This is a genomic window from Nocardia sp. NPDC004278, assembly GCF_053602975.1.
In genome coordinates, this window is sequence record NZ_JBSGEQ010000008.1 from 250,238 (window position 1) to 263,528 (window position 13,291).

General features: G+C 64.9%; 10 protein-coding genes. 5 read left to right on the forward strand and 5 right to left on the reverse strand.

Going from position 1 to position 13,291, the window contains the following annotated elements; translation table 11 throughout:
- Positions 1 to 156 precede the first annotated feature (156 nt).
- The 4 genes from pdxH (at position 157) to ACWEO2_RS15480 (ending at position 4,306) form a co-directional block, all read left to right on the forward strand.
- Positions 157 to 897, forward strand: coding sequence for a pyridoxamine 5'-phosphate oxidase (pdxH, locus tag ACWEO2_RS15465; RefSeq protein ID WP_452405863.1), 741 nt, complete (start codon positions 157 to 159; stop codon positions 895 to 897).
- A 258-nt stretch (positions 898 to 1,155) separates the two neighbouring features.
- The gene (locus ACWEO2_RS15470; RefSeq protein ID WP_452405864.1) at positions 1,156 to 2,439 is read left to right on the forward strand and encodes an MFS transporter; all 1,284 of its coding nucleotides are present in this window, start codon (positions 1,156 to 1,158) and stop codon (positions 2,437 to 2,439) included.
- 157 nt (positions 2,440 to 2,596) lie between these two features.
- Positions 2,597 to 3,901: a citrate synthase gene (locus tag ACWEO2_RS15475; RefSeq protein ID WP_355179957.1), complete on the forward strand. Its 1,305-nt coding sequence runs from the start codon at positions 2,597 to 2,599 to the stop codon at positions 3,899 to 3,901.
- Between the two features lie 45 nt (positions 3,902 to 3,946).
- A complete protein-coding gene (locus ACWEO2_RS15480) occupies positions 3,947 to 4,306 on the forward strand; it encodes an FKBP-type peptidyl-prolyl cis-trans isomerase (protein ID WP_354961512.1) in 360 nt (119 codons plus the stop codon).
- 273 nt (positions 4,307 to 4,579) lie between these two features.
- On the opposite strand, the gene ACWEO2_RS15485 is transcribed toward ACWEO2_RS15480, so the two are convergent.
- The 4 genes from ACWEO2_RS15485 to ACWEO2_RS15500 all read right to left on the reverse strand — a co-directional run bounded on the left by ACWEO2_RS15485 (position 4,580) and on the right by ACWEO2_RS15500 (position 10,542).
- A complete protein-coding gene (locus tag ACWEO2_RS15485; RefSeq protein WP_452405865.1) occupies positions 4,580 to 5,752 on the reverse strand; it encodes a hypothetical protein in 1,173 nt (390 codons plus the stop codon).
- A gap of 159 nt (positions 5,753 to 5,911) precedes the next feature.
- On the reverse strand, positions 5,912 to 7,771 hold the full coding sequence (locus ACWEO2_RS15490; RefSeq protein WP_452405866.1) for an ATP-binding cassette domain-containing protein: 1,860 nt from the start codon (positions 7,769 to 7,771) through the stop codon (positions 5,912 to 5,914).
- A gap of 27 nt (positions 7,772 to 7,798) precedes the next feature.
- Positions 7,799 to 8,986, reverse strand: coding sequence for a type III polyketide synthase (locus ACWEO2_RS15495; RefSeq protein WP_452405867.1), 1,188 nt, complete (start codon positions 8,984 to 8,986; stop codon positions 7,799 to 7,801).
- A gap of 86 nt (positions 8,987 to 9,072) precedes the next feature.
- On the reverse strand, positions 9,073 to 10,542 hold the full coding sequence (locus tag ACWEO2_RS15500; protein WP_452405868.1) for a cytochrome b5 domain-containing protein: 1,470 nt from the start codon (positions 10,540 to 10,542) through the stop codon (positions 9,073 to 9,075).
- A gap of 429 nt (positions 10,543 to 10,971) precedes the next feature.
- Between ACWEO2_RS15500 and ACWEO2_RS15505 the strand changes: the two genes are divergently transcribed.
- Entirely contained in the window at positions 10,972 to 11,805 is an 834-nt protein-coding gene (locus tag ACWEO2_RS15505) for an LppX_LprAFG lipoprotein (RefSeq protein ID WP_452405869.1), read from the forward strand.
- An 89-nt stretch (positions 11,806 to 11,894) separates the two neighbouring features.
- Here the strand turns inward: ACWEO2_RS15505 and ACWEO2_RS15510 are convergent, their stop codons facing one another.
- The gene (locus ACWEO2_RS15510) at positions 11,895 to 13,289 is read right to left on the reverse strand and encodes a sensor histidine kinase (protein WP_452405870.1); all 1,395 of its coding nucleotides are present in this window, start codon (positions 13,287 to 13,289) and stop codon (positions 11,895 to 11,897) included.
- Positions 13,290 to 13,291 lie beyond the last annotated feature (2 nt).

Consider the following 13,291-nt stretch of genomic DNA (forward strand, 5'->3'; position numbering starts at 1 on the left):
CGTAGCGACTGCTTGCCGGTCGCTCGAAAAGGTCGCGAGCGACGGCACGCCGGTCGCTCGAAAAGGCCTGTTCTCGTCGATGAGGGTGTGGCTCGCCGAGCACATGCCGATCAACAAAACCTTAGCTCCTTGCTACCGCAGAGTAACGTCTGCCCCATGCGTGACCTGGACAATTCATCCATCGATCAGGAGACGACCGTGACCGATCCGACCCTGCTCCCGGCGTCCGATCTGGCCGCCATGCGAGTCGACTACGCCGGCATGCCCTTCGGCAGCGGCGAGGACACCGATCTGGACGAAACCTGGCTGGCCGGGGGCTGGGAGCCGCTGCTGCGGCATTGGATCGAACAGGCCACCGCCGTCGGCATCCCCGAGCCCAATGCCATGGTCGTCGCCACCGTCGCGCTGACCGATGCCGGTCCGCGCCCGGTTGCCAGGACGGTGCTGTGTAAAGGCCTCTCGCCGGAGGGTGTGACTTTTTACACGAATTACGACTCGGCCAAGGGCAACCAACTGGCAGGTGTTCCGTTCGCCGCCGCGACCTTCGTCTGGCCCGCGCTCGGCCGCCAGGTCCATGTGCGCGGGCCGGTCGAGCTGGTCTCGCCCGAGACCACCTCCGTCTACTGGCGTTCCCGGCCGCGCGATTCGCAGTTGAGCGCTTGGGCCTCGCGGCAGTCCCGGCCGATCGCCTCGCGCGCCGAACTCGACCGCACGCTGGCCGAGACCACCGCCCGCTTCGCCGATGTCGACGAGATCCCGGTGCCGCCACATTGGGGCGGCTACCTGATCCGGCCCGATGAAGTGGAGTTCTGGCAAGGGCGCCGCGGTCGGCTGCACAACCGGATCCGGGTGCGCATCAGCGGTGACGTCATGATCGTCGACCGACTACAACCCTGACCAGGCCCACCCGTCACCCGGCCGCCGCCCCTCATCGAATCGCTGCGCGCTGCGCCCACCCGTCACCCGGCCGCCACCTGTCATCGAATCGCTGCGCGCTGCGCCCAGCTGTTACCCGGCCGCCACCTGTCATCGAATCGCTGCGCGCTGCGCCCACCCGTCACCCGGCCGCCACCCTCCATCGAATCGCTGCGCGATGCGCGATCAGCGGGCCCCCAACGTTGTTGGGCCGCTGACCGACTCATTACGCTGCGATCGGTGAAACTGCTCGCCGACACCACCCCGCTGCGCTATCCCGATTTCCGACGGTTGTGGACCAGCAATATCGTCACGGTGATCGGTTCGCAGCTGTCCGTGGTGGCGGTGCCGCAGCAGATCTTCCAGATCACCGGCAGCTCGGGCTATGTCGGGCTGGCCGGGTTGTTCGGCCTGATACCGCTGATCGTGTTCGGTCTGTGGGGCGGTGCGCTCGCCGACGTGATGGACCGGCGCAAGCTGATGCTCATCACCAACTGCGGCACCGGCGTGACCGCGCTGGCTTTCTGGGCTCAAGCCGCGGCCGGATTCGACAATGTGTGGATCGTGCTGGGGCTTTTCGCCGCGCAGCAGGCGCTGTTCGCGGTGAATCAGCCGACCCGCAGCGCCGCCATCCCGCGGCTGCTCCCCGTCGAACACCTGGCTGCCGCCAGCGCGCTCAGCATGACCGTGCAGCAGATCGGCGCCATTGCCGGACCGGTGCTCGCGGGTGTGCTGATCCCTGTCCTCGGGCTGTCCACCCTGTATCTGATCGACGCCGTCGCGCTGCTCGCGACCGTCTGGGCGGTGTGGAAGCTGCCGGCCATCGAACCGACCGGAACCGCGCGCAAGGCCGGATTCCGTACGGTTCTGGACGGTTTCGCCTATCTGGCGACGCAGCGCATCCTGCTCGCCTCCTTCATCGTCGATGTGATCGCCATGGTCTTCGGCATGCCGCGCGCGCTGTTCCCGCAGATCGCGCACGAGACCTTCGGGGACCCGGCCACCGGCGGCGTCGCGCTCGGCCTGCTGTTCGCGTCCATGTCGGTCGGCGCGGTACTGGGCGGGGTGTTCTCCGGCTGGATCGCGCATGTGCGCCGCCAGGGCCTGGCGGTGGTGGTCTGTATCGCGCTGTGGGGTCTGGCCATGGTCGGCTTCGGGCTGGCCGTTGGACTGACCGGCCGCGGCCTCGGCATCGGGCCGGGACTGTGGATCGCGCTGGCCTGCTCGGCCTTCGGCGGTGCGGTCGATATGGTCTCGGCTGCACTGCGCGTCGCCATGTTGCAGACCGTCACCACCGATGAGATGCGCGGGCGGTTGCAGGGCGTGTTCATCGTGATCGTCGCAGGCGGCCCGCGCATCGGTGATGTTGCCCACGGTTTTGCTGCGGCCGGCCTGGGTACCGCGGTCGCTGCGGCGGGCGGCGGTGTGCTGGTGGTTATCGGTGTAGTGCTGGCGGCATTGGCTTTTCCGGCATTCGTGCGATATCGGATCGCCAGGTCGTCGTCGGTGTCGGTGTCGGGTTAGCGCGATAAACCTCACGTGACGCGAAGGTGTTTGTGAGGTCGGTCGCTGGGCACCCTCGTTCTCGGGCCGTGCGAGCAGCGACTAGCGTCTACGTGAGAGCACCGCCGTGCCGACCGCACCCCGATGCCGACGGTCCTAGCCTGAGAGGGATCCTTCCGTGCCCGAAAAAGACCACATCAACGACGCCAAGCCGGTGCTGAGTTACCCCGGCGGCGAATACGCCATGACGATCGCCGAAGCCAACGAAGGCAATGACGGCATCGACCTCGGCAAAATGCTGGCCAGCACCGGGTATGTGACGTACGACCCCGGATTCATGAACACCGCGCCGACCAAGTCGGCGATCACCTACATCGACGGCGAAGCGGGCATCCTGCGCTACCGCGGCTATCCGATCGACCAGCTCGCGGAGTCCTCGAACTTCATCGAGGTCAGCTACCTGCTGATCTATGGCGAGCTGCCGACCCAGGCGCAGTTGGACGAGTTCACCGACCGGATCCGCCGCCACACCCTGCTGCACGAGGATCTCAAGCGGTTCTTCGACGGCTTCCCGCGCAACGCGCACCCGATGCCGGTGCTGTCCTCCGCGGTGAACGCGCTCTCGGCGTACTACCAGGATTCGCTGGACCCGCGCGATCCCGAACAGGTCGAGCTATCGACCATCCGACTATTGGCCAAGTTGCCCACCATCGCGGCCTACTCGTACAAGAAGTCGGTCGGCCAGCCCTTCCTCTACCCGGACAACTCGCTGAGCCTGGTGGAGAACTTCCTGCGGATGACCTTCGGCTTCCCGGCCGAACCCTACGAGGTCGATCCGGAGATCGCCGCCGCCCTCGACATGCTGCTCATCCTGCACGCCGATCACGAGCAGAACTGCTCCACCTCGACCGTGCGCCTGGTCGGCTCCTCGGACGCCAACCTGTTCACCTCCGTCTCCGGCGGTATCAACGCGCTGTGGGGCCCGCTGCACGGTGGCGCCAACCAGGCCGTGCTGGAGATGCTGGACGGCATCAAGGCCGAGGGCGGCAATGTCAAGGAATTCATCCGCAAGGTCAAGAACAAGGAAGACGGCGTGAAGCTCATGGGCTTCGGGCACCGCGTCTACCGCAACTACGACCCGCGTGCCTCGATCGCCAAGAAGCACGCCGACACCATCCTGTCCAAGCTCGGCGGCGATGACGAATTGTTCGATATCGCAAAGTCTCTCGAAGAGGCCGCGCTCACCGACGAGTACTTCATCTCGCGTCAGCTGTACCCGAACGTCGACTTCTACACCGGCGTCATCTACAAGGCCATGGGCTTCCCGACCCGCATGTTCACCGTGCTGTTCGCGATGGGCCGACTGCCGGGCTGGATCGCGCACTGGCGCGAAATGCACCGCGAGCCGTTGAAGATCGGCCGCCCGCGTCAGATCTACACCGGTTACGGTCACCGTGACTACCACGAGATCAGCGGGCGTTAGTTTTTTCCGTCCAATCCACCGTCACCTATCAGAGGGGATAGCCGAATGACCAAGCCGGAGATCGAATTCCAGGAGGGCCCCGCGCCCACCGAGCTGGTGATCAAGGACCTCACCATCGGTGAGGGTAAGGAAGCGGTGCCGGGTGGCGTCGTCGAGGTGCACTACGTCGGTGTGGAATTCGACAGCGGCGAGGAGTTCGACTCGTCCTGGAAGCGCGGTGAGTCCATCAGCTTCCCGCTGCGCGGCCTGATCCAGGGCTGGCAGGACGGCATTCCGGGCATGAAGGTCGGCGGCCGCCGCCAGCTGACCATTCCGCCGGAGCTGGCCTACGGCCCGGCCGGTGCCGGCCACCACCTCTCGGGCAAGACCCTGGTCTTCGTGATCGACCTGCTGGACGCGAACTAGGCTCTGTCTAATTGCAGCGCCTGCGGCGCTGCGAACGTCGCTCGTAAGACTCGCTCCCTTGTGGTCGCCTCGAGCGGGCAGTTCGGCGCCCGAGGTGCACCGCCCGGTGGTCGAGGTTCGTGCCTGCGGCGCATGCGCTTCGACGACTCGGACGCGAGACGGGCCGCGAACGGTCGCTCGTAAGACTCGCTCCGTGGTGGCTCGCTTATGTGGCCCGTGTTCCAATTGATGGAGCACGGGCCACAATCCGTTTCTCGATGGTATCCGGACGCATCAGTTGTGAACGATCTCGACCGGATCGGTGAGTGCTAGGGCTAGTGCTGACTGCTGGGCGCCGCTGCGCTGGGGCAGGGCTGCGACGGCCTTATCGGTTTGGGTGCTGAGGTTGCTCACGATCTGCTGGAGCTGGGTGACACCGCCGGTGAGTTGGCCGATGGCGCTGACCAATTGGGCGCCGCCCTGATCGGCGAGTTGGGGCAGGCCCTCGGCGAGTTTGGCACCCTCGGCCAATTGCGCGCTGGCACCGGTCAACCGGTCGACGACGGTGCGCAGCAGGGTGCCGAGATCGGTGCTCGGATCGACGGCGCTGCCGACCAGCTCGCCGAGACCGCTCAGCTGGGATCCGGCCTGGCCCGAAACATTGCGTAGCCCTTCGAGTTTCCCGATGATGTCGGCCACCTGTGGATCACCGGCGAAGGGGAGTGCGCGCAGCAGTGGCAGGATCTGATCGAGTCCGCCGCTGACCGTATTCGCGGTCTGCTGGACCTGTCCGATCGTGACACCGGTCGAATCCAGAGCCGAGGCAAGCTGATTCGCCTGTGCTGCCGCGCCGGAGACGGTCGAATTCAGCAGCGCGATGGCCGAAGTCAGCTGTGCCGACCCCGCCTTGGCGAAACTCAGGAAGCCGAGCAGCTGATCCGCGCCCGAGCTGAACTGATCGGCGCCCGCCGCGGCGGCATTCACCCCGGCATTGAGCAGTTGGGTGGTGAACTGCACCGAGGTCATCTGCGTGCGCGCCTGCGCGACCGCGGCGAGGGCGGCGTCGACTCCGGCCGCACCGACCCGGTGCGTCACGGCATTCACCGCACCGTTCACCAGGTTCGCATCGGCGCCCCTATGCGTATCCACCGTGACCTTGGCCCGTTTCGGCTGTCCGCTCGCCAGCGTGCCCATGGATTCGGTCAGATCGGCGGGCAGGGTGATCACCGCCGCGTAGTCGTCGGCATTGATTTCACCGGGTTTGCCGACGGTCCACTCGTAACCGCCGCCCTCCTGCTGCAGCCCCTGTGCGATGCGGGCACCGGTCGGTCCGGTATCGGCGTTCACCAAGGCGATACCGCTCGGTGCGCTGGACGATCTTGTGCATGCGGTGATGGCACTTCCGAGCGCCCCTGCGGTGAGAACGGCAACGGCGAGCAGGGCCCAGTGGGCGCGCCTGCCGATCACAACTGCGCCTCGCTAGCGCTCGGCTCCGCCGTGATCGGCGATGCTGTGTCTTTGGTTCCTTCGCTACGCTCAGTCACAACTGCAGACCCTAGAGGTCCGCGATGGCCTCAACGTTGGCCGAACTCTGAGAGTTCGGTAAGGGCAGCAGGAGAATTCGGGTCACGAAAGCTCGAGGCCGGTGTGCTCCTCGACCGGTTTCGCATCGACCATTCGGCCGAAATCGAGCTTGACCAACTGGTCGGCGCAATCGAAGTACCGGTCGTCGTGGGTGATCACAATGACGGTCTTCCCGCGCCTTTTGAGGTCGACGAGGATCTCCCGATAGAAGACATCGCGGAACTTGGGCTCCTGATCGGCGGCCCATTCGTCGAAGACATAAAGCTGTCGGTCCTCGAGCAGGGCGGTCAACAGCGCGAGCCGTTTGCGTTGGCCTTGGGACAGATCGATGGTGGATAACCGCCCGTCCTGCACGGTCACCTTGTGCGCGATCTGCAATTCCTCGAGATAGCGGCGCACTTCACTGTCGAGTCCCGGCCGATCGAAGCCGAGGTACTCCTCGAACAGGTGGAAGTCGGTGAAGATCGCCGAGGAGTTCTGCCGGAACCACTCGATGTTCTCGTGGTCGATCGGCTCGCCATTGAGCGACAGCGTCCCCGACTGCGGCACGTACAGGCCCGTGATCAGCTTGGCCAGTGTGGATTTGCCGCTGCCGTTACCACCGACGATGAAGGTGATCTGCCCGGGTTCGAAGACCAGGTCGAGCGGGCCGAGCCGGAATCCGGACTCGCCGTTGCCCGTTTCCGGCGGCGGCCCGAGTGGTACCGGCCGATTGTCGTGCCCGCTGTGGTCGACGAACCGATGGCCGTTGACGTCCGGTCGCGGCCCGCCGGGGCGTGGACCACGGCCGGGCGGATGCGCACCACGGCCGGGTGCGCCGGGACCCGGCGGCGGTATACCCGGACCAGGCGGCGGTGCACCGGGAGCGGGCGGAAACGGCGGCGGCTCCATCCGATAGCTGTAGCTCACATTCGTCAGCACCAGCCGTGCCTCGTCGACGACGGGACGTTCCGTGAACGGCAGCTGTTCCTCGTTGTGCATGGTCCGCATGGACAGGTTCATGGCCCGGATCTTCGCCAGCGCCACATCGCCGCGCAGCAGGTCCGGGATGCGGTGCATGAAGTTCTGCATCGGCATCGCCAGGAAGGTCGTCACCAGGACGTAGCCGACCATGACATCGCGCGACAGATCCAGCGGCGCCACCAGTACGAACAGAATCAGCGCCATGGTGCCCAGTTGCAGCGCCTGCCCGAATCCCTGTGCCACTGAGAATTTGGATCCGGCATCCACGTTCTGCGCGCGCAGTGTCGCGGCCGAACCGAGCAGATGCCGATCCATGAAGTCCCGGCGCCGCCCACGATGCAGCTTCAACTCTTTGATGCCGAGCGTCACGGCCTGGTACGACCGCAGCAGCGCGTCTTCGTTCTCGCGCGCCTCGCGGTAGACCTTGCGCACCCGCCCGAGAATCAGCTCTACACAGGCGATCCCGAGCAGCGTGCCTGCCACCGTGACCGCGAAGAGCGGACCCGAGACCACCAGGAGGAAGACGAAGCAGCCGATGATGGTGGCCACATCGATGCAGATGCTCGGGATGGCGGTCACCGCCTGCGACAGCGAGCGCACATCCTCGGTGAGCGTCGCCATCAGGCGATGCATGCCGAGGCGTTCCAAATGCTCGAGCGGAGCCGCGACGATCCCCGAACTCAGATCCGCGCGCAGCCGGTAGATCGCATCCTGGGCCAGGCGGATCAGCAGCACTTGCGATGCGACGCCACTGACCAGAATGACCAGGCCGGTCAGGGCGAAGTTCTGCAGGTTGACATTCGGATGCGGTTCCGGTGACACGACACCCCGGATAAGTGTCACCAGATAGGTATTGGCCGCACCGCAGATGAGGCCAGCGGCAATGACGGACGCGATCCGCATCCAGGAGATCGAGATGAGGAATCGGATGAGTTGCATGGTTGCTGTGCTCCTGATGCCGGTGCGCTACCGGCGAATGATGTCGAAGATCATGCCTTCGAGGGTGACCCCCGGGGCGAAGGAGAACGCCACACCGGTCGAGATCGGCTTCGCCGCCTCCTGCTGAATCATTTGTTCCAGCACGAAGATCAGCGACACGCTCAGCATATTGCCGAACTTCGCCAGCACATCCCAGCTCAGCGCCGCCCGCTCCGGTGCGATTCCCAGCGAATGCACGGACTCCTCGATGATCTTGGGCCCACCCGGATGGATCGCCCACAGATCGATATCGGACTTCTGCAGACCATTGCGGCGCAGGATATCGGTGACCACGGGATCGACCCCGGAATAGATGTACCGGGGCAGATTCTCCGACAACTCGCAGGTGATGCCATTGTGATTGACGCCGAGCACGATGCCGTCCTCCGCGCCGTCGAACAGCTGGCTGAAGCTGTCCCGAATCACCACCTTGCCGGGGGCCAGCGGCTGCTGGACCCGACCAGCGCCGATGACGACCGCCCCGCATCCGTCCCCGAACAGGCTGTGGATGATCACATCGTTGACATTGTCGTCGAAGACCGCATTCACCGAGCTGAGCTCGAGGCACACCACCATGGCCTTCTTATCCGGATGCGCCCGAACATAATCCACGGCAGTGCGAATGCCGTTCATGGCGGCCGCGCACCCCATGAAGTTCACCACGACCCGACCCACCGACGGCGACAGCCCGAGCTGCTTCACCACGGCGACGTCGACGCCGGGGGCGATGAAACCGGTGCTGGTCACGAAGACGAGCAATCCGATTTCCGCCGCCGCGTCCTCGATTCCGGCGAGTGCGCGTCCGGCGACATCGACGGCCAGCGGCACCGCGTGCCGGTAGTACAGGTTCATCCGGTCCCGGATCGTGCCGGGATCCCTACTGAACGGCAGGAATTCGGGATCGAGCGGATCGACGACCATGCGCCGGGTGTCGATCTTGGTCTTCTGGTAGACCCGCGAGATCCGCGCCCGCTGCTGCGGATCGGTGAACAGCTCGGCGACCCGGTCGGCGGCATCGTCCTGAGCGATATGCCGACTCGGCGCTCCGGTCGCAATGCTCTCGATCACGCCGACCGTGGTCGGCGGCGCCGGTGGCAGCCCGTATTCGGCGAGGTTGTGGCCGTGCTCGTTCCCCTGGCGAGCCGCCGACGTTCCCTCATCGATGCTGATAGACACGAAATTCTCCCCGTTTCTTGTGAAAATGGTGATCGGCGCCGCCGTCGGGGGGCGGCTCGATCGGTCGATCGGTCAGCGGAATCGGTTCAGACCGTGCCGATTCCGGTGAACCCCTGTGCTGTGTAGACCACGCATGTCTTCAGTGCTCCCGGCGCGAAGTGCTCGCGGATGAAGCCCCAGTTCCGTTCCTCGGCCTCGCGTGAGGGCGACAGCAGGTAGGTGCGGCAGAGCTTCGGGAACCGATCGACGAAGAAGCTCTTGGCAGGCAGCCATTCGACCCCGAATTTCGCCGCCTCCTCGCGCAATACGTCCTCGGTGGCGATATTGGCGAATCCGCTGCGCTGGAACGGCAGCACGTGATGTACGCGGTGTGAACTCAGACCCGCCGCCAGAAAACAGTCGATATAACGGTTTCCGATTACCTTCAGGTCGTAGGCCTGCTCCACTTGGTTGACGGCCCAGTCCTCGGTATCGGGTGCGGGGAGTTCCTCGGTCTCCACTTCGAAATCATGACTCGCGACAACCAGGAAGGTGCTGATCCACAGCGTCACCACGAATTGCAGTGCCCAGGCCCAGAAATCGCCCGCGAGGGTGAATACCACCAACTCGCCGAGCAGTAGTGCGCGCACCCCGAACGATCCGATGAAGTGTGGCAGTGCTCCGCCCCACGTTCCGTACATGTCCTTGATGCCGACTTTTCGGGTGAGTCGGCAGACATCGAGCAGTCGAATCGTCATGCCGGTCACTGTGTGACCGAATTTGTGCAGGGTGTGAATTGGCACACGGTATAGCCGCGGCACCCGCATCATCATGGTGAAGACGTTCTTCTTGATATCGACTTCACTCTGGGTGTGCGGGTGGTGCAGCAGTGCGTGGCCGTCCGCCGTGACGAAAGCCAGTGCCACGTAATTGAAATCGAAGGTGTTCGTGTAGATCTTGTTGAGGCCCTTTTGCGCCCGGTGGATCGCGTAGTGGCCGAATCCGGCCAGCGAACTGCGCAGCAGCACCATCGCGATCACGAAGACCGGCAACGGCATCCAACTGCGCTCGAACAGGCGCAACCCCTGGACCGCGAAGTACGCGACGGCCAGCACCGCGACCACGATGTTGAAGATCGTGTCCATGCGCCGCAGGCGCGCGGCCAGCTGCGGTTCTTTCAACCGCGCCTTTACCTGGTGGAGCAGATCATCCTTATTGTCGAATCGGTACTTCGGGGTGTCCTGCCAGCTGTCGAAGCCTTCTTTGAACAAGAAATCCGGTGCATTGTTCTTCGGATGGATGTCCTCGGGCAATGCGTCGCGGCCGAGCGCATATCGCTCGAGCATTCGTCCGATGCGTTCCGGATCGCGATGGTAGGACCCGATGATGGAGGTGATGTCGCGATTTTTCGTTCGCCCGATGAAGAACTCGCCGCCGGGATGCTTGGAGATCCAGTCGCTCAGATCGTAGGCTTTTCCGTTGTATACCCACACATTTGAGATCCGCGGGCCACCAGGAGGCGGCCCGGGCGGTCTACGGAAGTCCCGCTCCTCCGCTTCTGGTCGGCTGTTCGTCATCGCATTCCTCCGTGTCTGATCCGCGGTTCGGTGGCCGTTGTCGGCCCCGGGGTTATGGCGTGTATCGCGGACAGGCGCGGGGTCGCTTCATCCGGTGAACCGGATGTCCCGCCAAAGTCGCACGCACTGCCTGAACGTTCATGGCAGCATCGTGCTTCCAGTGCCTTACATCTCACCAAACAATCCCTTAACCCGGTTACTTTCGCATCGGATTCCCCCCGATCTCTGCGAGAAGACCGCACCAAGGGTAACGTCGTCACCCGCAGTGTGTGCGGCTCGCCTCGACTTCGCCTGCGAACGGGGTCGAGTTGGCCTGCGGGACAGGCTAATCTGGCGGGCGAAATGCTGCACTACATCGGGCGGCAGCACCAGCTGTCCCCGTCATACCAACCGGTCGTATCGACCTCGCACTCTTCTGGGGGCAGAACATTGAGTGACCTGACAGCGCGAGCACGCACCTCGCACCGAATCCGGCTTCGCCGACCGGGACTCGTGCCCGCCGTGGTCGCGGCGTCCGTGTTCGCGGCACTGGTGACGGGTTGCAGCTCCAGCTCCGACTCGAAGTCCACCACTTCGTCTGCACCGCCTTCGGGCCAACTGCCCGATGCGGCGCAGATCGTGCAGGAGTCCGCCAGAACTACCCAGACTCTGCAGGCCGTGCACCTGAATCTGAAGGTGGACAACCTCACCAACCTCCCGGTCGAGACCGTTTCGGCGGATGTGACCAACCAGCCGCAGGGCGCCGGTCAGGCGATCGGTGAGGCGAAGGTGCGGACCAAGCCCGAGGCCGACTTCATCCAGGCCAAGTTCCTGGTCGTCGACAAGGTGATGTACGCGCAGACCGGTGGTTCCTCCGCCTACGCCAAAGTGGGTTCGGCCGAACAGATCTACGACCCGGGCGTAATCCTGGACAAGGACAAGGGTCTGGCCAACCTCGTTGCCCAGGTGAAGAACCCCAAGGTGGAAGGTCGGGAAAAGCTCGATGGCACCGACACCGTGAAGGTGTCCGGCACCATCGACTCCTCGGTGATCGATCCCATCGTGCCCAAGTCGGGTGACCCGGCCGGTACGTTCCCGATCACCCTGTGGATCGCGGATGTCGCGCCGCCGTCGGGTTCGGCATCGGCGCTGCCGTCGCAGGCGGCCTCGCCCGGCACCGGCCCGAATCTGGTTCAGGCAGTGGTCAAGCGGGATCCGGGCACCATCAAGGTGACGCTGTCGGCGTGGGGTAAGCCGGTCAAGGTCACCGCGCCGCCGAAGTAGGACTTCTTACTCGGCGAACCGGCCCGGGCAGCGCAACGGCGGCAATTGTCGTCGGCCGCATCCCGGGCCGGTTTGCGTTTTCGGCTCGGTCAGGCCTCGGTACTGCGCTCCGGTAGTTCGAGCACCAAACGTGCGCCGCCGAGTGGGCTGTCATCGAAGTAGGCGCGGCCGCCGTGTAATTGGGCCTGTTGGGCGACGAGGGCGAGGCCGAGTCCGGATCCGCCCTTACTGGCCTGACTGCCGCGGAAGAATCGTTCGAAGACGGCGGTGCGCTCCTCGACGGGAATGCCGCGGCCATTGTCGTCGATGGTGATCAGTATGTGGCCATTGGGGATTCGGTGCGCGGAGACCACTGCCTCGGTGGCACTGCCGTGTTTGACCGAGTTGGCCAGGGCATTGTCCACCGCCAGCCGCAGTCCGGCGGGCAGGCCGCGGGTGATCAGTTCGGCATCGGTATCGATGCGTACGCTCAGTCCCGGGAAGTGCCGCATGGCATCGTGCGCGGCTTGATCGCACAGATCGCCGACGTCGGTTGCTACATGATCGCGCTCATGCGTCAGATCGCCGGAGGCCAGACGTTCCAGTGCGGCCAAGGTGGTTTCGACGCGGCCCTGGCTGCGCTGCACGTCGGCGAGGATTTCGGCGCGCTGCGCCTCGTCCAGATCGAGGGTGCGCAGCACCTCGAGATCGGTGCGCATCGCGGTGAGGGGTGTGCGCAGTTCATGTGCGGATACGGCCGCGAAATCCCTTGCGGTTTCCAGTGCGGCGGCGGTTTCGCTCTGCGCCTGATCCACCCGCTGTAGCAGGGTGTTCACCGCCTCGGCGAGTTTTTCCGCCTCCCTGACTCCGGATCCGTCGACCGGCGCCTGTGGATTGTCCGGATCGCGATATCCGCTGCGCGCGCCGACCTGTCGGGTCAGATCGACGATCGGGCGCACCGCACGGCCCGCGAGCAGCCAGCCGAGTGCGGCCGCGGTGGCGATCGCCAATCCGGCTCCGGCCAGCACCCAGCGTTGTTGCTCGGCGGTTGCCCGTGCCGCGTCGGTGGCCGGAATGCCCAGCGAGACAACCCGTCCCGCTGGCTGGTTCTCGGTGGTGGTGAGCACGCGGAACGGCGTGCCGTTCACGGTGACCGAATGCGATCCGATCGGCTGTTCGGGCAGGCGAATGGGTGTGCTCGCCACGATCGTGTTGTTATCGCGGACCGTCACCGCCATGTCATAGGTCGGACCGACCAGACCGAGCACACCGACGGCAAGCACCGAATCGATCAGCACCAGCCGCGATGCGATGGTCAGCTGCTGATCGGTCTGGGCCAGATTATTGCGCTCGATGGCCTGTGAGGAGAGCAGACCGATGATCGTGACAATGATGATCGCCCCGACCGCGGCCGCTCCGGCCACCCGAGTACGCAGCGAGAATGTGCGCCGCCGCCGTTTTGCGGGAGTCGCTGGGCCGGAGGTCAGCTGGGGCGTCGGTGTCATGG